18 protein-coding genes are annotated in these 22,216 nt (G+C 69.8%); 5 read left to right on the forward strand and 13 right to left on the reverse strand.

From position 1 onward, the window contains the following. The first annotated feature begins 52 nt into the window (after positions 1-52). Together ACIBJB_RS08195 and ACIBJB_RS08200 are read left to right on the forward strand one after the other, a co-directional pair. Complete coding sequence (locus ACIBJB_RS08195; protein ID WP_398927743.1) at positions 53-973, forward strand: LysR family transcriptional regulator; 921 nt, start codon at positions 53-55, stop codon at positions 971-973. Between the two features lie 249 nt (positions 974-1,222). Then, the gene (locus tag ACIBJB_RS08200) at positions 1,223-2,203 is read left to right on the forward strand and encodes an intradiol ring-cleavage dioxygenase (RefSeq protein WP_398927745.1); all 981 of its coding nucleotides are present in this window, start codon (positions 1,223-1,225) and stop codon (positions 2,201-2,203) included. Here the strand turns inward: ACIBJB_RS08200 and ACIBJB_RS08205 are convergent. From ACIBJB_RS08205 to ACIBJB_RS08225, 5 genes are all read right to left on the reverse strand, one after another. After that, a complete protein-coding gene (locus ACIBJB_RS08205) occupies positions 2,198-4,525 on the reverse strand; it encodes an ATP-binding protein (protein WP_398927747.1) in 2,328 nt (775 codons plus the stop codon). The two genes, ACIBJB_RS08200 and ACIBJB_RS08205, sit on opposite strands and share 6 nt — an antisense overlap. Positions 4,526-4,667: 142 nt before the next feature. Continuing rightward, positions 4,668-5,621 carry a LysR family transcriptional regulator gene (locus ACIBJB_RS08210; protein ID WP_398927749.1) on the reverse strand — a complete coding sequence of 318 codons (954 nt, stop codon included), beginning with the start codon at positions 5,619-5,621 and terminating at the stop codon, positions 4,668-4,670. A 296-nt stretch (positions 5,622-5,917) separates the two neighbouring features. Beyond that, positions 5,918-7,096, reverse strand: coding sequence for an acyl-CoA dehydrogenase family protein (locus tag ACIBJB_RS08215; protein ID WP_398927751.1), 1,179 nt, complete (start codon positions 7,094-7,096; stop codon positions 5,918-5,920). Between the two features lie 52 nt (positions 7,097-7,148). Further along, positions 7,149-8,303, reverse strand: a complete 1,155-nt coding sequence (locus tag ACIBJB_RS08220) for a CaiB/BaiF CoA transferase family protein (RefSeq protein WP_398927753.1) — start codon at positions 8,301-8,303, stop codon at positions 7,149-7,151. Then, positions 8,300-9,808 carry an aldehyde dehydrogenase family protein gene (locus tag ACIBJB_RS08225; RefSeq protein ID WP_398927755.1) on the reverse strand — a complete coding sequence of 503 codons (1,509 nt, stop codon included), beginning with the start codon at positions 9,806-9,808 and terminating at the stop codon, positions 8,300-8,302. The genes ACIBJB_RS08220 and ACIBJB_RS08225 overlap by 4 nt, the downstream gene beginning before the upstream one ends. Positions 9,809-10,014: 206 nt before the next feature. On the opposite strand from ACIBJB_RS08225, the gene gabT reads away from it, so the two are divergent. Continuing rightward, positions 10,015-11,391, forward strand: a complete 1,377-nt coding sequence (gene gabT, locus ACIBJB_RS08230; protein WP_398927757.1) for a 4-aminobutyrate--2-oxoglutarate transaminase — start codon at positions 10,015-10,017, stop codon at positions 11,389-11,391. A gap of 7 nt (positions 11,392-11,398) precedes the next feature. Here gabT and ACIBJB_RS08235 read toward each other — a convergent pair whose 3' ends face one another. The 4 genes from ACIBJB_RS08235 to ACIBJB_RS08250 all read right to left on the reverse strand — a co-directional run bounded on the left by ACIBJB_RS08235 (position 11,399) and on the right by ACIBJB_RS08250 (position 16,544). Beyond that, positions 11,399-12,940, reverse strand: coding sequence for a PucR family transcriptional regulator (locus tag ACIBJB_RS08235; RefSeq protein ID WP_398927759.1), 1,542 nt, complete (start codon positions 12,938-12,940; stop codon positions 11,399-11,401). A 53-nt stretch (positions 12,941-12,993) separates the two neighbouring features. Further along, on the reverse strand, positions 12,994-13,473 hold the full coding sequence (locus ACIBJB_RS08240; RefSeq protein ID WP_398927761.1) for a dirigent protein: 480 nt from the start codon (positions 13,471-13,473) through the stop codon (positions 12,994-12,996). A 2-nt stretch (positions 13,474-13,475) separates the two neighbouring features. Next, positions 13,476-14,951, reverse strand: a complete 1,476-nt coding sequence (locus ACIBJB_RS08245; RefSeq protein ID WP_398927763.1) for an aldehyde dehydrogenase family protein — start codon at positions 14,949-14,951, stop codon at positions 13,476-13,478. 69 nt (positions 14,952-15,020) lie between these two features. Beyond that, positions 15,021-16,544, reverse strand: coding sequence for an APC family permease (locus ACIBJB_RS08250; RefSeq protein ID WP_398927765.1), 1,524 nt, complete (start codon positions 16,542-16,544; stop codon positions 15,021-15,023). A gap of 200 nt (positions 16,545-16,744) precedes the next feature. On the opposite strand from ACIBJB_RS08250, the gene ACIBJB_RS08255 reads away from it, so the two are divergent. Together ACIBJB_RS08255 and ACIBJB_RS08260 are read left to right on the forward strand one after the other, a co-directional pair. Continuing rightward, a complete protein-coding gene (locus ACIBJB_RS08255; protein WP_398927767.1) occupies positions 16,745-17,494 on the forward strand; it encodes a FadR/GntR family transcriptional regulator in 750 nt (249 codons plus the stop codon). Between the two features lie 45 nt (positions 17,495-17,539). Further along, positions 17,540-18,280 carry a cache domain-containing protein gene (locus tag ACIBJB_RS08260; protein ID WP_398927769.1) on the forward strand — a complete coding sequence of 247 codons (741 nt, stop codon included), beginning with the start codon at positions 17,540-17,542 and terminating at the stop codon, positions 18,278-18,280. 172 nt (positions 18,281-18,452) lie between these two features. Here ACIBJB_RS08260 and ACIBJB_RS08265 read toward each other — a convergent pair whose 3' ends face one another. From ACIBJB_RS08265 to ACIBJB_RS08280, 4 genes are all read right to left on the reverse strand, one after another. Further along, positions 18,453-18,632, reverse strand: coding sequence for a hypothetical protein (locus tag ACIBJB_RS08265; RefSeq protein ID WP_398927771.1), 180 nt, complete (start codon positions 18,630-18,632; stop codon positions 18,453-18,455). An 89-nt stretch (positions 18,633-18,721) separates the two neighbouring features. Beyond that, the gene (locus ACIBJB_RS08270; RefSeq protein ID WP_398927773.1) at positions 18,722-20,872 is read right to left on the reverse strand and encodes a beta-galactosidase; all 2,151 of its coding nucleotides are present in this window, start codon (positions 20,870-20,872) and stop codon (positions 18,722-18,724) included. Between the two features lie 62 nt (positions 20,873-20,934). Then, positions 20,935-21,285 (reverse strand): hypothetical protein, encoded by a 351-nt coding sequence (locus ACIBJB_RS08275; RefSeq protein ID WP_398927775.1) that lies wholly within the window; start codon positions 21,283-21,285, stop codon positions 20,935-20,937. Between the two features lie 34 nt (positions 21,286-21,319). Then, complete coding sequence (locus ACIBJB_RS08280; RefSeq protein WP_398927777.1) at positions 21,320-22,120, reverse strand: carbohydrate ABC transporter permease; 801 nt, start codon at positions 22,118-22,120, stop codon at positions 21,320-21,322. Positions 22,121-22,216 lie beyond the last annotated feature (96 nt).

A 22,216-nucleotide genomic window follows, 5' to 3' on the forward strand; every position in this document is an offset into this window, starting at 1 on the left:
AGGCAGCCATTGGTCCAATGTTGGTTGTTCGGCGCTTCGATACACTCCGCGCATGGATCTGCGGAACATCAGGTACTTCCTCGCCGTGGCGGACGCCGGATCCATCACCGAGGCGGCGAAGGCACTGCACCTCTCCCAGCCGCCGCTCAGTACGGCCATGGCGAAGCTCGAATCGGAGCTCGGCGTGCCCTTGCTGAACCGGTTGCCGCGCGGCGTCACCCTGACTCCGGCCGGTCGTTACCTGCAGGCCGCAGGCCGACGGCTCATCGCCGAGGAGCAGCGGCTGTCCGCGACCTTGCGGGCGATGGGTGAAGGGCTCGAAGGGGAACTGCGGGTCGGAGCCGAGCCCATGGGGCTGTGGCGGGTCGTGAGCACACGCGTCGCATCGTTCCTTTCCGCGCACCCTCGGGTGTCACTCGAACTGATGGACGCACCACCGCGGGTTCAGCTCGAGAACCTCGCCAACGGCTACCTGGACCTCGCCGTGATTCCCGTTCTGCCCCAGGAGCCGTTGCAGCCCATCGGCGACGTCGCTTTCACCGTCGACGTCGTCGCGACGCTGCCGCTGACGCTGATCGCGCCGCAAAGCTGGAATCTCGGTGCCTCGGAGCCCCTTTCCCTTGTCGGCCTGAGGGACCAGACGTGGATCCTGCCCAGAAGGCTGCCAGGCGCCCGAAGCCTTTCGCGGCTCATCGACGACCGCTTCACCTCCGTGGGCGGGAGTCCCACGAAGATCATCCCCGTCCCGACGGTGCAGACCGCGGTGACACTGGTCGCGGCGGGTCTCGGCGTATCGGTGATGAGCGACGAGATGGCCGCGCACCACCCCGGCGTGGACCGGGTCCCCGTCGCCGGGGGCTGGCCCGACCTGCCTCTGGGCCTTGTGCGAAGGCAGGACGGGATCGTGACACCCGTCGCCGGGAGGTTCGCCGGGCTCTTCGGAGTGGACGAGAACGGGGAGTCGGCCGACTGAGCCGCCCCTTTCTCCGACAGGGACGCCGCCGTCGAACAGCTTGACCAAGAGGGCGCGTACGCGTCTGTCCCTCCCGGCCTCTCATGCATCTGACGCATAGGACTCCTCAACAACCCGCCAGTTCCCCTCGCACAGGGCGCCTCGCACGATGGACGCACAGGGATCACTGGCCAGAAGGGACCTCGTCCTCGAATGCCAGTCATGAATCCCGTGATGAAGACACACAAGGAACCAGGGAAGCGAGTCCCGATGACGTTGCCCCAGGAACTCTCCACAGAGCAGCGTGCCCGCGAGGACGACCTCGTCCAGCGCGTGCTGCGCTCGTTCGACGACTGCGAGAATCCCCGGCTCGACCACGTCCTGCGCTCGCTCGTCCGGCATCTGCACGCCTTTCTGCGCGAGGTCCGGCTCACCGAGGCGGAGTGGAAGACGGGCATCGACTTCCTCACCGAGGCAGGCCACATCACCGACGACAGGCGGCAGGAGTTCATCCTGCTCTCCGACGTGCTGGGCGTCTCGATGCAGACGATCGCCATGAACAACGAGGTGTACGGCGACGCCACGGAGGCCACCGTTTTCGGGCCCTTCTTCGTCGACGGCTCGCCACGCGTCGACAACGGCGGCGACATCGCCTTCGGCGCCCAGGGGCAGCCGTGCTGGGTCGAGGGAACCGTCACCGACTCCGAGGGCAAACCTGTGCCCGGCGCGCGCATCGACGTATGGGAGGCCGACGACGACGGCCTCTACGACGTGCAGTACGACGACGACCGGGTGGCCGCGCGGGCCCATCTCCTCACTGACGAGGACGGCGGCTACCGCTTCTGGGCGATCACGCCCACGCCGTACCCGATCCCGCACGACGGCCCCGTCGGCCGACTGCTCGCCGCTGCCGGCCGGTCGCCCATGCGCGCCTCGCACCTGCATTTCATGGTGACCGCGCCGGGCACCCGCCGACTGGTGACGCACATCTTCGTGCGCGGCGACGAGCTGCTCGGCACGGACGCCGTCTTCGGCGTGAAGGAGTCACTGGTCAAGGACTTCGTGCAGCAACCCGCGGGCACCCCGACCCCCGACGACCGCCCGCTGGACCATGACTGGGCGCGCGTCAGGTTCGACATCGTGCTGGCGCCCTGTGCCTCGCCAACCGGCACTCCGGCGAGCGCGACGCCATCCCCGCGGTCTGCGGCGCCATGGACCTCGCGATCGGAGCCAAGGGCGTCTACGTCATGACGACCCTCCGAGCACCTGGGCCGCCCATACGCCTGCTTCGGTGCGCGAGCGGAAGCCGAGCTTGTGAAGAATGTGTTCGACGTGGACCTCGACTGTTCTCGGGGAAAGTACAAGCCTTGCGGCAATGGCCCGATTGCTGAGACCCTCCACCAGCAGTGACGCGACCTCCCTCTCCCTTCGAGTGAGCAGATCGAGCTCGGCCACTGCGCCTGCCTGGTCCTCCGGTGCGCCGGCGGCACCGCCGAGTGCGAGGCTCATGCGCCTGGCTGGCTCCAGGCGCCGCCCCATCTCGTGGATGCGTTGGAACGCACCTTCTCCCAGCCGGTCTCGTACGGCGCGCTCAATGGCTTCGTACCGCGAGACCAGCACGGGCCCGAAGGCCTTGAGTCCGGTGTCGAGCAGGGTCCACATGGCTGCGACGACCCCGAGCAGTTCTGCCGCCCTCCTAGGGTCGCCGTTGTCCAGGGCGATGCCGGCCATCAGGTTGATGACGAGCGCCGTGCCGAGGTCGTCCCGGAAGTCGTGTTTGAGCTCGAGGCTCTGCTTGGCCAGCTCATTCGCGACGTCCAAGGACTGACGCGTCCAGGCGTCGAACGCCAGCACCCACAGAGCGTAGGAGCGCACCCACGTCTCGCCCAGGCTCTCGCTGAGGCTGACGACTTCCTGGCAGGCGTCCGACGCCCCCTGATGGTCTCCCAGCACACTCTTGACCATCCCGAGCAGGAAGAGGGTTATGAGCTGCCCCTCTGCGTCCGACAGGTCCGTGTGACCTCTGTATGCCGCCTCCAAGGCTTCCTGGGCGGCGTCGAGATCCCCTGCGGTCAGGGCGGTTTGCCCTCTCCATGTGGCCGTGTGCGCAGCCAGCCTCCGGTCCTCGGTCGAGCGCGCGATCTCGTCGGCCTCTCTCAGGAAGCTCTGGGCCCTGGGCAGTTCCCCGTGCATGGCCATGACCGCCGCCGCTATCCAGAGCGCGTTGCCGCGTTCGACGGATTCGGTCGTGTCCGCGGCAAGTGCCCTCTCCAGCCAACGTCGGCCCTCACGGAGATGGCCGGTGATCCAGTAGAAGCGAAGGCTTGATGCGAACTCCAACACCTCACGGGAGCGACCCGGGTCCCGGGAGAGATCGTTGAAGGCCAGCTCGAGGTTACTGAAATCGGATTCCAACCGCTGCACAGCATCGGCCTGGCCAGGGCCGAAGAAATTACTCGCGGTGTGCGTCGCCCACGCCCGGTAGTACGCCACGTGCGCACTCCGAGCGTGGACGAGGTCCTCACTCCCCTGGGCGCGCTCCAGGGCGAAATCGCGCAGCGTCTCCAGGAGCCGGTAGCGCATGTCTCCCCGCGTCAGTTCAGGGAGGAGGATCGACTTGGAGACCAAGCCGTCGAGTGCGTCGATGAGCTTGGCGCCTTCCAGGGGCGGAAAACCGCCCACGGCTTGGATCGCCGCAAGATCGGGGCTGCCGCTGAATGCGGCCATCCTCGCCCAGAGCAGCTGCTCGTCCCGGGAACAGAGGTCGTAGCTCCACCGCACCAGCGCGTCGAGCGAGTGGTGGTGCGGACTCGCGGTGGGGTCGCCCCGGTTCAGGAGCGCGAATCGGTCGTTGATGCGGTCCAGCAGCTCCTTCACCGGCAGGGACCGCAGTCGCGCGGCGGCGAGTTCGATGGCCAGCGGCATGCCGTCCAGGCGAGCGACCAGTTTCGCCACTGCCGACGTCTCGTACTCGGTGATCTCGAACTGATCGTTGACGGCCTTGGCGCGGGCTTCGAGCATGGCCACGGCCGGATAGTCGCGCAGCTCACCCACGGTGACGTCCCGCTCCTGGGGAGGAACGGGCAGGGGGCGGACGACGATCACACGCTCATCCCTGATCCTCAGCGGCTCTCTGCTGGTGGTCAACACCCGCAGCTCGCTGGAGGCGGCGAGGAGTGCGGTCACGAGTCGTCGGCATCCCGGGAGGACGTGCTCGCAGTTGTCCAGAACCAGGAGCATCGAGCGGCCCGCCACATGACGGCGGAGTTGTTCCTCGGCTTCCATGGTCGGTACGGCACTCAGCCCGAGGTTCGTCGCCACCGTTTCGGCGATGGTGTCCGAGCTCCGTTGAGCACCCAGCTCGACGAACCACGTCCCCTCTGTGAAAGCTCGTTCGAGTGTGGTCGCCATCGCGGCAGCCAACGAGGTCTTGCCCACCCCGCCGGGACCGGTGAGCGTCACGAGGCGGTGGGAAGAGAACAGCTGGCGGGCAGCGGCCACCTCACCCTCACGTCCGAACAGATGGGTCGAAGGGGATGCCGGCGGTCGAAAGGTGGCTGCGTGCCTGCTCATGGGGGTCATTCTGGGCCGACGTTCCCCACGGGCAAACCCATCTGCACGCACCGACTGCCGCCCGCCCCTCTGCCGGACGGGCGGGACGCGAGAGTGTCCGGGGCCACTCACGCCGGCGGCGGGTCCGGCCCGACCAGTTCGATCAGGCGGTCCTGGTTGCCGTGAGCGCTCCCGTCACGGTTTCTTTGCCTGCCGGTCGGCCTGACTGCGAGGGAGGCGTCGAGCCTCTGGCGACGAACTTCAGAAAGCGCCTCGCGGCCAGGCCGCTCGGCCCGCACCGCCGGGTGACCGCGCCGTAGTGCCGGAAGGCGGTCGGGTCACTGAACGGGATGCCGCGGATCGTGGGTCCCGGAGTGTGCCCCGTTCTTGGTGCGGGCACGACAGCCACACCCATTCCCGCCGCCACCAGAGCATGGAGGGTGGAGAGCTCGGTCACCTCGATCTCGACACGGGGACTGAACCCTGCTTCACGGCACAGGCGGTCCGTGACGTGACGCAGACCGAACCCGGCCCTGAGAGCGACCATCGGCTCGTGCACAAGGTCGGCGATCGCCACCTGGTCGCGGCCCTCGAACACGTGACCCGGCGGAACACCGAGGCACAGCGGCTCGCGCCCGAGCGGGATCCAGTCCAGATCGTCCGCGACCGGTTCGGGAGCCACGAAGCCGATGTCGATGTTCCCTCGACGTACGTCGTCGATCACGGCGTCACAGGCGCCACCGCGCAGCTCGAATGACGTGCTCGGGGCGAGCTTGCGATAGCGGTTCAAGAGGTCGGGCACCAGCCATCCACCGAACGAGTGCAGGAATCCGAGCGATACCGAGCCTCGCTCCGGATCGACCAGAGTGACGATCCGCTCCTCTCCCCTGTCGAGCTCGCTCATGGCCCGTAGAGCGTGGGCCTGGAAGATCTCCCCGTACTTGTTGAGCCGCAGCCCGCTGTGATGACGGTCGAAAAGCTTCACGCCCAGCTTGCGCTCGAGCCGGGCCAAGGCTCGCGACAGGGTGGGCTGGCTGACGTTCAAGCGCAGCGAGGCATCCGTCATGTGCTCGGTCTCGGCCAGGGTCGTGAACCACTCGAGCTCGCGCAGTTCCATGGTCACTCCCCGCCGCCGGCGCGTCGGGCGGCCCACGGCAGTCCGGCGAGCAACGTCCGGCGAACGAAACGTCCATGACGAAGACCCGGTTTCCCACGGCTTTCGGCGTCCCGACCGGTCATCGTGGTCACCTCTTTTCCGCATGAGGGCAGGTAGATGAGGCTCCACCCTCCGCCTTCCGCCCGCCCCCCACATTCGGACGAACACGTATCCGCTACGTAGTTCCGGGGCCTACGTGTCTGCAGCGGCTCCTTGGATTCAGGGGAGCGGGACGGCATTGCAGCTGTTGGGGCCGGTCAGCGGTACGCCGCCTGGCCGGTCAGGGCCTGGCCGATGACGAGGGTGTGGATCTCGCTGGTGCCCTCGTAGGTGAGGACGGATTCCAGGTTGTTGGCGTGGCGCAGCGGCGAGTACTCCAGGGAGATGCCGTTGGCGCCCAGGACGGTACGGCATTCGCGGGCGATGGCGATGGCCTCGCGGACGTTGTTGAGTTTGCCGACGCTGATCTGCTCGGGGCGGATGCGGCCCAGGTCCTTCAGCCGGCCGAGGTGCAGGGCGAGCAGTGCGGCGCTGCCCAGGGAGACGCTCATGTCGGCGAGCTTCTTCTGGGTGAGTTGGAAGCCGCTGATGGGCCTGCCGAACTGGACGCGCGCGTCGGCGTAGTCGAGGGCCGTCCGGATCGAGTCGCGGGCTGCGCCGACCGCGCCGAAGAGGATGCCGAAGCGGGCCTCGTTCAGGCAGGACAGCGGCCCGCGCAAGCCTGCCGCGAGGGGCAGCCGCGCCGAGTCGGGCAGCCGTACGTTGTCGAAGTACAGCTCCGAGGTGACGGACGCCCGCAGCGACATCTTCTGCTTGATGTCCTGGGTGGTGAAGCCCGGGGTGCCGCGCGGTACGAGGAAGCCGCGGATGCCGTCCTCGGTCTGCGCCCAGACGGTGGCCACGTCGGCGATGCCGCCGTTGGTGATCCACATCTTGGAGCCGTTGAGGACCCAGTCGTCCCCGTCGCGGACGGCCCGGGTGCGCATGTCCGAGGGGTTGCTGCCGAAGTCGGGTTCGGTCAGTCCGAAGCAGCCGATCGCCTCACCGGCGGCGAGCCGGGGCAGCCACTCGAGCTTCTGCTCCTCCGAGCCCCACTTCCAGATGGAGAACATCGACAGCGAGCCCTGTACGGAGACGAAGCTGCGGAAGCCGGAGTCGGCAGCCTCCAGCTCCAGACAGGCCAGTCCGTACGAGACGGCGTTGGTGCCGGCGCAGCCGTACCCGTCGAGGTGCATGCCGAGCACGCCCAACTTGCCGAGTTCCGGGGCGAGTTCGCGGGCGAAGTGGGCGTTCTCGAACCACTCGCCGATGTGCGGGCGCACGCGGTCGGCGAGGAACTTGGCGACGGTCGCCTGGATCTCGCGCTCCTCGTCGGTGAGGACGGAGGCGAGGTCGATCAGGTCGAGGGGGTCCTTCATCGGCTTGGCGCCGCTCATCGTGTGCTCCTGGGGGCGGTGTTGGTCGGTCGGGGATGGCGGGGAGGGCGGGTCATGAGTCCAGCCAGGCGGTGAGGTCCTCGGTGTGCTCGCCGAGCCGGGGTGGACGGCGTTCGTAGCGGGGCGGGGTGCTGGACAGGCCGATCGGGTTGGCCACCAGGTCCATCGGCCCGCCGTCCGGTCCGGTCACGGTGGCGCGCGGGCCGAGGCCCAGGCGTTCGGCCAGGTCGAAAGCCTGGGCCAGATCGTTCACGGGACCGCAGGGCACACCCAGCGGGGTGAGGCGGTCGAACCAGTCGGTCGCGGTCCGCGCCGACAGCAACCGCCCCAGCCACTCGGCGAGTTCGTCCACATGTGTCACCCGGTCGGTGTTGGTCGCGAAACGGGGATCCTCGGCCAGGGCCGGTGCCTCGAGCCCCTGGCACAGGGCGCGGAACTGCCGGTCGTTTCCGACGGCCAGCACCATCGGCCGGTCCTTCGTCGGGAAGACCTCGTACGGCGCGATCGAGGGATGGCGGTTGCCCAGGATGCCCGGCACCTGACCGGCCAGGGTGTAGCCGCCGGACTGGTTGACCAGGCTGGACAGCAGACAGGACAGGAGATCGACCTGGACGTGCTGCCCTTCCCCGGTGGCCTCGCGGTGGCGCAGGGCGGCCAGGACGCCGATCGTCGCGTGCAGTCCGGTGAGGACGTCCACGAGAGCCACACCCGTCTTCACCGGCTGCCCGGGCACCGGCCCGGTGACGCTCATCAGGCCGCCGACCGCCTGGATCAGCAGGTCGTAGCCGGGCAGAGCGGCCCCCGCCCCGGCGCCGAAGCCGGTGACTGAGCAGTACACGAGGCCGGGGTTGAGCTCGCGGGCCCGGTCGTGGCCGAGCCCGTACTTGTCCATGGTCCCGGGCCGGAAGTTCTCGAAGAGCACGTCGGCGCGACGTACCAACTCGGTCGCCCTGCGCAGGTCCCGCTCGTCGCGCAGGTCGAGGCCGAGGGAGCGCTTGTTGCGGTTGACCGACAGGTAGTAGGTGGCTTCGCCGTGGGCGTGCGGCGGACCCCAGGCCCGCGTGTCGTCCCCGGCGACCGGATGTTCGACCTTGATCACATCGGCGCCGAGGTCGGCCAGGAGCATCGTGGCGTACGGGGCGGCCAGGACACGCCCGAAGTCAGCGATCAGCACACCGGTCAGGGGCCCGCCGGTTGCCGCGGTCACTGTTCCCGCCACTGTGACGGGCGTACGTACACCGTCTTGGTGCGGGTGAAGAACTCGCGTGCCGCGCGCCCCTGTTCCCTGGGACCGTACGCGCTCTGCTTCGCTCCGCCGAAGGGGACGTGCGGATCGGCCCCGGCCGTCTCGGAGTTGATGTGGAGGACGCCGACGTCCACCTGTTCGATGGCGGCGGCCACGGCCCGCAGGTCGTCGGTGAAGACGGCCGCCGAAAGCCCGTAGTCGCTGTCGTCGGCCAGGGTGAACGCCTCCTGGATGTCGCGGGCCCGGCGGACGCAGAGCACCGGGCCGAACAGTTCCTCCCGCCACAGCGGGTCGTCTCCCGCCAGTTCGACCACGGTGGGCGGCAGGAAGGCCCCCGTCATACGGTCGTCGTCGTACGGTCGGCCGCCCGTCAGGAGGTCGACGCCCGCGCGTGCGGTCCCGGCATCCATGGCCCGCTGGATGTCGTCCCGGGCCTTGAGCGAGACCACAGGGCCCATTTCGGTGCCCTCCTCCAGGGGGTCGCCGACGCGCAGGGCCGCGGCCCGCTTGGTGAGCAGGGCCAGGAACTCGTCGGCGACCGGCTCCTGAACGACGAGCCGGGAGGTGGCGGTGCACTTCTGGCCCGCAGAACGGAAGGCTCCGGCGAGTACCTCACCCGCTGCCAGTTCCAGGTCGGCGTCGGACAGGACGACGGCCGCGTTCTTGCCGCCCATCTCGGTCTGGACGGGGCGGGCCAGCCGGCCGCAGGCCGCGATCAGACTCCGGCCGACGGAGGTCGACCCGGTGAACGTCACCGCGTCCACCCCCGGGTGCTCGACGAGCCGGCCGCCCAGGGCGCCGTCGCCGATCAGCAGCGACAGCACTCCCTCGGGAAGCCCGGCCTCGACCAGGGCTTCGGCCAGTCGTACCGCCAGCAGTGGCACCAGGGCGGCGGGCTTCCACACCACCACGTTGCCGTAGCTGAGGGCAGGGGCGATCTTCCACGCCGGGATGGCGAGGGGGAAGTTGAAGGGGGTGACGACGGCGATGACACCCACCGGGCGGTGGATCACGTGGATCTGCTCACCGGTCCGTGGCGAGGCGAACACTTCGCCGGCCGGGCGCGACGCCTCGCTCGCGTGGTAGCGCAGGATCTCGGCGGCGCGCCGCACCTCGCCGATGCCCTCGGCCCGGGTCTTGCCCTCCTCCCACGACAGTTCCTCGCCCCACGGCTCGGCGTGTGCGTCGAGGATGTCGGCGGCCCGGTCCAGGATCCGGGCGCGCAGGTGATGGGGGGTGGCCGCCCAGCGGGGGAAGGCGTCCCGTGCGGCGTCTACCGCCTGGTCGAGGTCGCGGTCCTGGGCGAGTCGTCCGGTGGCCACGGTCTCGTGGGGACGCGCCGGGCTGACGTCGACCAGTTCGTCGCCGTCCCCGGTTCGCCACTCCCCCGCGATCAGGTGGCGCAGGGACCGGGCGGACCGGGACAGTCCGCCCGCTGTCGTGCTGCTGCCCGCGTTCTGTGGCATCGGCCTTCCCTTCTCCTACGTCCGTCTCCGCCGCGTGGGCGCCTCGGGCTCGTGAGTGTCGTCATTCTCGGGACCTGATGGCGGCGCCGCACTCGACGAGATGTCCTGTGTCCTGCCACCAGAGCACTCCGTTCCGTCCATGGCTGTGGGATCGCGGCGGTGCTTGGCTCGGCGTTCCCATCCCCGCACACCCCGGAGGACGCTTCATGTCCGGTGTTTCCCAGCCGGTCGGCGGTCCCGATCTCGCGCAGGTGCGACGCGTCGTGAGTGAGATCCCGGGCCCGCGTTCCCGTGAACTGCTGGCCCGTCAGCGCAGCCTGGTGCCGGCCGGAGTCGGCGCGACCCTGCCCGTGTTCGTCGAGGCGGCCGGAGGCGGGGTGATCGTCGACGTGGACGGCAACTCCTTCATCGACTTCGGCAGCGGCATCGCGGTGACCACGGTCGGCAACTCCGCCCCGGCGGTGGCGGAGCGGGCGGCCGCGCAGCTGCGCCGGTTCACGCACACGTGTTTCCTCGTCAACCCGTACGAGTCGTATCTGGATGTGTGCGAGAAGCTGAACGAGCTGGCGCCCGTCCCCGGTGAGAAGCGCACGATCCTGGTGAACTCCGGCGCCGAGGCGGTGGAGAACGCCGTCAAGATCGCCCGCGCCGCCACCGGCCGCCCCGGCATCGTCGTCTTCGACCACGCCTTCCACGGACGCACGTTGCTCACCATGAGCCTGACCGCCAAGAACAAGCCGTACAAGCAGGGCTTCGGACCGTTCGCACCCGAGGTCCACCGGGCGCCGATGGCCTACCCCTACCGCTGGCCCACCGGACCCGCCCGGTGCGCCGAGGATGCGGCGTACGCGCTCGCGGATCTGCTCGACCGTCAGGTGGGTGCGGAGAACGTGGCCGCTGTCCTGATCGAGCCGATCCAGGGCGAGGGTGGCTTCGTCGTCCCGGCTCCGGGTTTTCTGAGCAGCGTCGCCAATATCTGCCGGGCGCGGGGCATCCTGCTGATCGTGGACGAGATCCAGTCCGGCATCGCGCGCACCGGCCGGATGTTCGCCTGCGAGCACGAGGGCATCCGGCCCGATCTGATCACGACCGCCAAGGGACTCGCCGGCGGGCTGCCGCTGGGTGCGGTGACCGGCCGCGCCGAGCTCATGGACGCGGCCCCGGCGGGCGGCCTGGGCGGGACGTTCAGCGGCAACCCGGTGGCCTGTGAGGCGGCGCTCGGTGTCTTCGAGGAGATCGAGGCGCATGACCTGCTGGGACGGGCCCGGGAGATCGGCGACATCATGCTGGGCCGCCTGGGCGAGCTCGCCGACGCGTATGACGTGATCGGTGACGTCCGGGGCAGGGGTGCCATGATCGCGATCGAACTCGTGGAGCCTGAGGGTGACCGGGTGCCCGCTCCCGACCTCGCCGCCCGTGTGGCCAGGCGCTGCCACGAGGACGGGCTGCTGGTCCTGACGGCGGGCAGTTACGGCAATGTGCTGCGGTTCCTGCCGCCTCTGTCGATCTCGGACGCCCTGCTGGAGGAGGGGTTGACGGTGTTGGCAGAGGCCATCGCCAAGGAGCCGGCCGCGATCGTGTGACGCTGCGTCAGCCGGTGCGGTCGCTGCCGCCGGGCTCCTGCCAGGCGGACGACGCCAGCAGGAGTTCGGCGCGCACGTGCGCCGAGTCGAGGTCCGCGCCGAGCAGTACGCGCACCCGCTCGATGCGGCTGCGCAGGGTGTGCCGGTGCACGCCGAGAGCCGTAGAGGCGGCCTCCCACTGGCCGTGGTGCTCCAGGAAGGCGCGCAGCGTGGGGAGCAGGTGGGTGCCGTGTGCGGTGTCGTGTGCGGCGAGCGGGGCCAGCTGGGTCTCGGCCAGTGTCGCGAGGATCTTCCTCGTCTGAGGGGTGGCGGCGAGGAGTTGGCCGGCCAGGGACTCGAACGGCACCACGGCCTGGCCGCCGCGGGCCTGGGCCACCGAAGCGGCGTTCAAGGCCTCGGTCAGGGCCGCGGGCCCGTCGGTGAGATCGTGTACGGCGCTCAAGCCGGCCCAGGTGGACGACCTCAGCCGCGCACGCGCGCCGTCCATGGCCGTCTGTGCCGTGGCCGCGTGACCGGCCGGCAACAGCACCGCCGCGCATGCGGCGTGCACACGGCCGAACAGGGGCAGGCCACGCTCGGCCAGCTCATCCCCCAGGGCCTGAAGGCACTGGCGTGGGCTGCCGCCGCGCAGGGCGAGAACACGGATGCCGTCACGGACGGGGAAACCCGCCTCGGTCAGATGGTCCCGAGCCAGGGATGCGCCGACGGTACCGTCCAGCAGCAACCGCAGGAACAGGCCGTTGACACGGTTCTGTTCGTCGCGCAGTCGCAGGGGTTTCTCCGCCTCCAGTGCGACCAACGATGCCGCGTGCCCGAGCAGGAGGTGGTCGACCGGCGTGAGAGCCCGCTCGGCCGCCACGACCAGACGGCCGTGGACACGCGGTCCCACCCGGACCTGATGCACGGCCGTCACACCGTCCTGGCTGCTGCTCACCGCTGCCGACGTCTGCTCCGCGGAGCCGAGCCCGGCGAGCACGGTGGCCCCGGAGGCTGCGCCATGGGGCGGATGAGCCGCGCGCACCCTGCTGTCGTGGTCCAGGAAAACCACCGACGTGCGGGTGGAGACGGCGAGTTCCCGCACCACCGCCTGGGCCCCGCCGCGCAGCGCGGCCCGGGTCATCCGCGGCTGGATGCGTGACGCCTGGACGACGCCCTCGTACTGCTGCTGAGCCAGACGTTCCATGACCACCTTGGTGACGGCCACGAACGGTGTGGGCAGGGGCACCTCCACCAGCGGCAGGCCGGCCTCCTCGGCCGCGCCGACGAGCGCCTCGGGCACCTGCTCGTGCGACAGACCGACCCCGAAGCCCAGAGCGGCCACCCCGGCTTTCGTGAGCCGGGTGACGTAGTCCGTGCAGGCTCCGGTGTCCGACGGCAGGCGGAGCCCGGTGGTGAGCACCAGCTCACCACCGGTCAACCACGGTGCGGGGTCGGCGAGTTCGATGCTGTGCGCCCAGACCACGTCCCGCTCCAGGCCGCCGCGGCCTGCCAGCAACGTGAGACGCAGATCCTGGCGATGCATCAGCCAGGCAAGCGGTACGCCCACCATCCTCACCGCCCATGACATTCAGAAATAGAGGTAACGCGTGCGGAGCCGGTCGGTCAGCGCTCCACCGCGAAGGTGAAGTCGTACGCACTTCCCTTGGCGTCGCGGGCGTGCAGATGCATCTGCCCGCGCGCCGTGCGCCACTTCCCGGTTCCGCCGGTGACGGCGAGCGTGGAGTCGGCCGCGTCGTAGAACGGGCCCTGGACGACGATCGATCCACCGTGCAGGGTCGTCGTCCAACTGCACTCCCACGCGACGCCGACCTCGGTGCGGACGCAGGAGCCCTGGTCGCTGCCCACCATCGTTGCGGCCGTGTCGTAGACGGGGTTGGCGAAGGCCAGCGTGTCCCCGATGCTGTCGCCGTGCGGGCCGAGGTCGACGACCGTGTCGGTGTCGGCGTGCTCGGTCAGCGTGAAGACGGCGGGACCGGAGCGGTGCCCCGCTGTCCTGTCGCCGGCCTGCGCCACGGAGACACCGGTGACGAGGACCGCGCAGGCGGTGGCCGCGAGAACAGCCGTGAGTCGGGACCTCCTCATGGTCACCAGCCCCCTTCGGCACGGCGGTCGTTGCGCACTTCGCTGTCTCCGAGGTCGAAGACGAGCAGCTTCGACTCGGTGAAGGTGTCGAGGAACCAGCCGGAGAGTTCGCGGCCGACGCCGCTCTTGCCGGTGCCGCCGAAGGGGGCGAGCTGGTCCCAGTAGTTGCTGGTCTCGTTGATGTTGACGGTGCCGTGCTGCAGGGCCTCGCCCACGCGCCAGGCGGTGGCGAGGTCCCGCGTCCACAGCGAGGCGATCAGTCCGAGGTCGGTGGAGTTGGCGATCTCGATGGCCTCCTGCACCGAGGAGACCTTGATGACGGGGGCGACCGGACCGAAGGTCTCCTCCTGGGCGATGCGCATCTCGGGCGTGACCCCGGTGAGGATGGTGGCCGGGAAGAACAGGCCCTCCTCCTTGCCGAACTGGACGACGTCGGCGCCCCGCTCGCGGGCGTCCGCGACGTGCTCGGCGATGCGCCGCAGACTCGCCTCGTTGCGCACGGGACCCATGTCGGTGTCCGCCAGGGCAGGGTCGCCGACGCGGAGTCGGGAGGCACGGGCGGTCAGCTTGGCGACGAACTCGTCGTGGACGTCCGCATGGACCAGGAGTCGTTCCGCCGAGGTGCAGACCTGTCCGGCGAAGTAGAAACAGCCGTTGACCGCCGCCTCGACGGCTGCGTCGATGTCGGCGTCGGGGAGGATGATGAAGGGACCGTCGCCGCCGAGTTCGAGCAGGTGCGGGCGCAGGGCCGCGGCGCGGGCGATGCGTTCGCCGGTGGCGGTGGAACCGGTGAAGAACAGGCCGTCGACGCCCGGGTGGTCCACGACGGCCGCTCCGACGTCGCCGAATCCGTGTACGACGTTGATCACGCCGTCGGGCAGGCCGGCCTCGGTGAAGATCTCCGCCACGAGGTTGCAGCTGATCGGGGCGTACTCGGAGGGCTTCCAGACGGCCGTGTTGCCGGCGGCGACGATGTGCGCCAGCGCGATCGAGGAGATGTCGGTGGGGAAGTTGTAGGGGGTGATGACGCCGACGACGCCGAGCGGGCGGTAGTTCATGACCAGCCGCTTGTTGTTGGTCTGCTCCTGTGTGGAGGGGAACGACAGGCCCCGGTGGCGCAGGACTTCCTCGCCGGCCTTCTGCCAGGCGGGGGCCGCGTACTCGATGACCTCCTCGCGGGCCTCCGCCACGGTCTTGCCGATCTCCAGCGTGAGCACCCGGGCGACCTCCTCGGCGCGCTCGGCGAAGAGCGCGTGGACGCGCCGCATGATCTTGACCCGCTCGATGAGGGGTGTGGCGGCCCAGTGCGGCTGGGCCCGGCGGGCTGCGGACACGGCGCGCTCGACGTCCTGGACGTCGCAGCGGGCCACCTCCGCGATCAGCTCACCGGACTGCGGGGAGTGCACCGGGAAGCTGCCCGCGCCGCCGTCCAGCCATGAGCCGTCGACGAGCGCCTTTGTGGGCAGGGTTGAGGGCATGTCGGTTCCACCTTGGGATCTCGGCGTCGCGTCACACGACGGTGGGAAGGGAGAGCTGGGTTTCGGTGCTCAGACGGCGGCGGGCGACGAGGACGGCTCCTGCGCGGCCGCAGCGGCCAGCGCGTCTCCCGCCGGAGCGTCCCCCCGCTCGTGCGGCTTGGCGATGGCCATGTACACGGCACCCACGCCCATCACGACCGCTCCGCTGACCAGCACGATGTAGTTGTCGTACCAGGGCGTGCCGGGCGTGCGCGGCCAGCTCATGTTGACGATGCCGATGACGCCGTAGACGAGGGCACCGACCGTGACCGGGATCCCCCACCGCTCCAGCCGGTATGCGCCGGACGGACGCCAGCCGCGCAGCCGCGCCCGCAGAGACGCGAGGACAACCATCTGGAAGGCGAGGTAGATGCCGAGGGTGGAGAAGGAGATGATCTTCACCAGGGCGTCGGCGGAGTACGCGGAACCCACGATGATCAGCCCGGGGAGGACCGCGGCGAGCAGCAGCGCGTACGGCGGCACCCGCAGCCGCTCGGAGAAGGCCGACAGCAGACGGCTGCCGACGATCATCCGGTCGCGGGCGAAGGAGTAGGTCAGCCGGCTGGCGGCGGCCTGCAGACTCATCGCGCAGGAGATGAAGGACAGCAGGACGACGACCAGGACCGCACGGGCGCCGCCGCTGCCGAACGCGTCCGTGAGCACGGTGGTCACCGGGTCGGCGTCCTTGCCCGAGATCACCGCGCCGAAGTCGCTGACGGAGAGGATGAGGGCGAGACACACCGCCGTCGCGGCGGCCCCGCCGATGTAGATGGTGCGCCGCATCGACGTCGGAATGCGCCGCCCGGGGTCGGGCACCTCCTCGGCCACGTCACCGCACGCCTCGAAGCCGTAGTACTGGAAGACGCCGATGAGCGAGGCCGCCGCGAAGGCGTAGAAATACGAGTGGCCGCCTTGGGAGCCGAAGCCGTCGAACAGCACGCCAAGACCGTGGTGGCGGTTGGCGATCAGCAACCAGGCGCCCACCACGACGGCCCCGACGATCTCGGCCACGAACCCGAACACGGCGACCGCGGAAAGGACCTTCGTGCCGCCGAAGTTGATCACCGTCGCGAGCAGGAGCAGTCCCAGTGCGCAGAGGATCGTCGTCGTGGTGCTGGAGGCGAAACCGAACACCGCGGCCACGTACGGTCCGGCGCCGTAGGCGACCGCCGAGATGGTGGAGAGCAACGCGAGGAGGTAGATCCAGCCGGTCATCCACCCCCACTTGCGACCCCACAGGCGCCGGGCCCACGGATAGACCCCGCCCGCCACCGGGAACTGGGCGACGACCTCGCTGAAGACGAGGGCCACCAGCAGCTGGCCGACGCCCGCGATGACGAAGGCCCAGATCATCGGCGGTCCGCCGGCCATGAGGGAGGCGGCGAACAGGGTGTACACGCCGACGACGGGCGAGAGGTAGGTGAAGCCCAGCGAGAAGTTCGCCCACAGGCTCATGTCCCGCTTGAACTCGGACTCGTAACCGAGAGCGGCAAGTCGCTGGGCGTCGACGTCTGCTTCTGCGGGGGACGGCGGGGGCTGCGTGGCGTCGTTCATCGACGGGCTCCTTGAGGGAAACACGCTGTGAGCGGGATGGCGGTGGGCCGGGGCCGTGGGGGACGCCGACGAGGACCGGCGGGGTGTCCGGCAGGTCGAGTGGGCGAAAACCTACTACATTGAAGTTCAAAGGACAACGGTTTGACTGGTAGCCTGGGAACGATCTCTCGTTACGGATCTTTGACCTTTGAGGAGGGGCCGTGGCGGCAGTGGACGGCCGCTCGCCGGTGATGAGCGCCGCCTTCGCGCCCCTGAGTGACACCGGCCGGGCAGACATGGTGGTCCGCAGGGTCGCCGAGGCGGTCACCATCGGACTGATGGCGGACGGAGAGCAGCTCCCCAGTGAGAGCGACCTCGCCTGCCAACTGGGGGTCGCCAACGGCACGGTCCGCGAAGCCCTGGCCATCCTGCGCGAACAGGGACTCGTGGAGACGCGGCGCGGACGCAACGGCGGAAGCTTCATCCGCAGCCCGGAGGAGGGTCTGACCAGGATCCACCAGGCCCGCCTCAAGGAACTCGGCATCTCGGAACTGCGCGATCTCGGCGACGAGCAGTTCGCCGTCTCGGGCACCGCGGCCCGCTTCGCCGCCGAACGCGCCCCCTCGGACCTGGCGAAGAGCCTGGACCGCCTGGTCACCGCCCTGCGCAAGGCCGAGTCCCCCGCCGAACGCCGCAAGGCCGACGCCCGCTTCCACATCGAAGTGGCCGTCGCCGCCCAGTCCGTCCGGCTGACCCGCCTGGAGGTCAGGCTGCAGGCGGAACTCGGGCCCCTCCTGTGGTTGCCGGGGGGCGACGGGCCCGACGCGTCGGCCTTCGCCGACCAGCACCACGAGATCCTGGTGGCCATCATGGCCGGAGACGCGGCCGAGGCGCGCCGCCTCGCCGAGGCACACACGGTTGCCGGAGCTCGCCATCTGGTACGTACACACCTACGGTTGACCGATGCCTGATCCGGCGGCGCGCCCCCACGCCGCCCTCCGTGACGGAGCACAGTGATGACCAGCACCCCAGCCACCGGCATCGTCCAGTGCAGCGATTCCATCCGGGACGCGGTCGAACCCGTCTTCGCAGCGCTGACCGTCCTGGAGACCGAAGCGCGCGAACGCCTGAGCGCGATCGGCCGGAAGGGCAGGCGTCCCGGGACGAGTGACCTCACCGCCCTACGGCCGACGATCCGGGCCCTGTTGCGCGAGCAGGGTGACAGGTTCAACGGCACGGGTGTCGTCATGGCGCCCGACGCGCTCGCCGACGCCCCCTTCCACCTCGAGTGGTGGCAGCGGACCGGTGACCAGGGCCCCCGGCCACTGCGGCTGAACCTGGACCCGCAGAGCGAGAGTTTCTACGACTACACCCTCAAGCCCTGGTTCGTGACTCCGCGCGACGAGGGTCACGGCACGGTCATGGGGCCGTACGTCGATCTGCACTGCGCCGGCCTCTACATCCTGACGTTCACCCGGCCGTTGACGGTGCTCGGTGAGTTCATCGGCGTCGTCGGGGCCGACGTCCCCGTGGCCGCCTTCGAGCAACTCGTCATCCCCTCGCTCAGGCATCTGGGTGGCGAAGCCGTGGTGATCACCAGCGAGGGCCGGGTTCTGGCCGCGAACACACCCACATGGGCCGTCGGGGAGATCGCTCGCGAGCTGCTCCGTCATGACGCCGCAGTGGAGCGCGCAGCGGTGCCCACCCCGGAAGTCGACTGGAGCGTGGTCCGCGTGAAGTCCTCGGCCGTCGGCTGAGTGAGCGCGACGGCCACCGTAAGTAGTTGGTCTTTCCAGTGAAACGCAGCCATCTTCGATCGCGCCGGGCTTGGCAGTGGTGCCGAGCAGAGGGCCGGACGACCGCTTTCACCCATGTGGGGCTCTCCGACGGCTCGCCCGCGCGGCGAGCCATCCTGTGTGCCGCGTCCGCTCAGTGCCCTGCCGGAGCCGGCACCTCGCTGAAGTTCTCCATGTTCATCCATCCCCCGAGTCCGGCGCCACGGAGCCGGACCGGGGTGCCGTCCCGGGTTTCGAGCCGGGTGCCGGAGACCTTCAGCAGGGGGTCGGGGAGAGTGCGGTGGGAGGGCGGAGGGGAGGGCGCGGAGGCCATTCAGGCGGTCCCTTCGTGGTGTGCTGACGGGCAGGGTTTCGTCGACCTCGGCCCCGGCCAGGGCAAGGGCGTCAGGAAGGGCAGCTACCTCAGGCTGAGAGCGTCCCGTCGTCGGCGGTGACGAAGATCCGTACGTCCCAGGCACCGAGGCGCAGTGCCGTGCCGGCGGGCGCGGAGGTGCCGTCGAGGACGTCGGAGAGTGCCACCGGTGCCGTGACGTGCGTGGGGTCCCAGCTCCAGTTGTGGACGACGTGGATGCGGCGGCCGTCGGGGGAGGTCCCGGTGGTGGCGGTGACCGACGGTGGCAGGTTCTGCCAGCCGCTGCTCGGGGCGGGTGCCAGCCAGGCGGCGAGCGCACTGGCGAGGTCGCGGCCGGGAACCGTGCCGACGCAGGTGACCCGGCCGGCGCCGTGACGGCGGGTGGTGACGGCGGGCCAGCGGCCGAAGTGCGGGTGGTTGTACGCCGCGAGCACCTCGGCGTCCAGGACCGTGAGTCCGTCGACCCAGCGCGTGGCCGTCGCCTGCTCCGGCAGCTCCAGAGGGCTGCCGGGCACCGTGCGCAGCGGGATGTCGTGCACCAGGTTGCTGAACTCCTCGTACTGGGCCCCGGCGGCCGTGGTGAGTCGTCCCGGCGCCGGTTCCTGGCGGGCCCGTGCCTCGTGGTCGGCGTAGCCGGTCCGCGGTCCGAGGACCAGATGGCCGCCCGCGTGCGCGTAGGCGGCGAGCCAGTCCAGTGTCCCGTCGTCGGTCACGTACAGCGCGGGGACGACGAGGACCGGATGGAGGCGCACGGCTTCCTCGGGGTTCGGGCCGGGGACTTCTCCGCGCGGGTCGTGCAGCTGGCGGGCGTGCACGATGCGGACCTGGCGGCCCGCGTCGAAGGCGCCGCGGTAGAAGGGATCGAAGATGCCGTGGTAGGCGGCCGGATCGGGTCCGCCGCTCTGTTTCGCCAGGGGCGGGTACTTCTCCATCAGCCACTTGCTCGGCGTCGAGTACACCATGGTGATGTCGGCGTCCGGCACGATGCCGGCCACCAGCGGGCCTGCGGTGTCGAACTCGCCTCCCAGGCGGGCCAGTTCGTCGTACACGCGGCCCGGCCTGCCGCTGTGCGGGAGGATGCCGCCCACGTACGTCTCGGCCCCGAAGTGCAGGGTGTGCCAGTGCCAGTACTCGATCATCCGCGCCCCGCGCGCGACCAGTGCCCAGGCGGCCTGGCGCCACTGGCCGTCGAAGGCGGGGCGGTTGTCCCAGGGGCCGCCGATGGTGGCCGCGTTGGTCTCGGTGACCAGGAACGGGGCCTGGCGGGAGGAGTACATCCGGTCCGCGATCTGGGAGATCGACCAGGCGCCGGTGGTCTTGCTGGGCTCGGCCTCGCGCTCGTCGGGCAGCAGCAGGGCGTCCTGCATGGCGTAGTACGGGTTGCCCGCGGCAATGTCCAGGGCCGCGTTGAGCTCGTGGTCCTCCACCCCCGGGCGGGGATAGGAGACGCAGGTGGTGACGAACTGCTCGGGGAGGGCGTACTCGCGGGTGATGCCCGCCTGCCAGGCGATGAACTCGGTGGTCTGCCTGGCCTGGAACTCCCGCCAGGCGACGTCGTACTGCGGTTGGGCGTTGCCGTCCGGCGTCCACAGGTCGGCCCAGGTGGTCAGGCGGTGCGACCAGTAGACCAGGCCCCACTCCCGGTTGAGGGTCTCGACGTCGCCGTACTTGTGGCGCAGGTGGTCGGTGAAGCGCTGGAAGACCCCGTGGTTGTGGAAGAGCTCCAGGCCTGGCTCGTTGTCCACCTGGAAGCCGATGACCGCGGGGTGGCGGGCGTAACGGTCGAGGATGCGGCGGATGACGCGTTCGGCGTGGAAGAGGAAGGCGGGGTGGGTGTAGTCGACCTCCTGACGGGCTCCCCAGCCGATGCGCTGCCCGCTGGCCCGTTCGCCGCAGATCTCGGGGTACTGCCGGGCCAGCCATGGCGGGACCGCGTAGGTCGGTGTGCCCAGGATGACGAAGATCCCGCGCTCCCGGGCGCCGTCGAGGACGGGCTGGAGCCAGTCGAGGTCGAACGTTCCGTTCTCCGGCTCCCAGGTCGACCAGACCGACTCGCCGACCCGGATGACGGTGAAGTGTGCCTCGGCCATCAGGTCGAGGTCTTTCTTGAGCTGCTCCTCAGCTTGTTCGGTGCCGTAGGGCGGACGGTACTCGTGGTAGTACGCGGCGCCGAAGAGAACGCGGGCGGGCAGGTCCGCCATGAAGTGGGCCTCCTGAAGGCAGAGTTGGGCGCAGGGGGCGGCGAGACCTGCCGCCCCTGGGATCAGCTGCCGTTGGCCGGCTGGCTGTAGGTGGTCCCGTCGATGCTCGTGGTGAGCGTGCCGAGGGCCTGGAAGTCGTTCTTGAGCATCGCGGCCGGGCCGAGGGTGAAGCCTCCGGGGCCGGTGCCTTTGGTGCCGGTGCGCCGGCCGGACAGCGTCAGGTCCTCGGTCCAGGTGACGCAGGCGAGTGCCGAAGCGGTACCCGGTGTGCAGCCGAGGGCCGTGTTGGAGACGTGCTCCACTTTCTCGGTGCCGTTGATTGACGTCTGGGGGCCGGAAAGGGCCGCGGCGAGCGCCAGTACGGCGGCCGCAGTGCCTCTCGCGAGGGTGTAACGCACACTCCTGACTCTCATGATCGTTGCAGCTTCCTGTCCGGTCGTTGCGTGGTCACTTGAGCGCTCCCGCCGAGAGCCCGCTGATGATGTGGCGCTGCGCGATCGCGTAGAAGGCGACGATCGGCAGCACCGCGATGAGCGAGGCGGCGAGCAGGATCTGCTGTTGCGGGGAGTCCGCCGAGACGAAGTTGGTGAGCCCGCGCTGCACGGGCATCAGCGAACTGTCGTTGAACAGCACCAGGCCCATCAGGTACTCGTTCCAGACCCCCATGGCCTGGATGACGGCCACCGCGATCAGACCGGGCTTGGCCAGCGGGAGGATGATCCGCCAGAAGGTGCCGAGAAGAGAGGCGCCGTCGATGGCGGCGGCCTCCTCCAGCTCCTTGGGCTGGCTGGCGAAGAACCCGCGCATGATCAGGATGGAGATCGGCAGCCCGCCGGCGATGAGGACGAGGATGTAGCCGATACGGGTGTTGGCGAGCCCGAGCGTGATCAGCAGCTTGTACTGGGCGATGAACGAGGCCGGCAGCGGGATGATCATGATGACGAGAATGGCCCCCACGATCACGCCTCGGCCGGGGAACTCGATGCGGGCCAGGGCGTACCCGGCCAGGCTCGCGATGATCAGGATGCCGAGGACCGCGGCGGTCGTGTACAGAAGGCTGTTGGGCAGGTACTGGCTGAAGCCGCCCTCGTTCCACGCGGTGGCGAAGTTGCCCCACTCGAAGGGGCGGGGTATGGGGTCGGTCCCCTTGTACAGCTGCTTGGCGCTCTGCAGGGATCCGCTCAGCACCCACAGCACCGGTACCAGTGCTTCCAGCGCGCCGGCGATCAGCAGGGCGTACAGAGCCAAACGGGGCAGACGGCCGGCACGTCGTGGTGGGCCGGGCGCCGGCTTCGGCACCGGCGACGCCTGCCGTCCGGCCTGCTTTTCTGCCGGGGGTCCGGG

Origin of the sequence: Streptomyces sp. NPDC050759 (assembly GCF_044456945.1) — a bacterium.
Classification (GTDB): Bacteria; Actinomycetota; Actinomycetes; order Streptomycetales; family Streptomycetaceae; genus Streptomyces.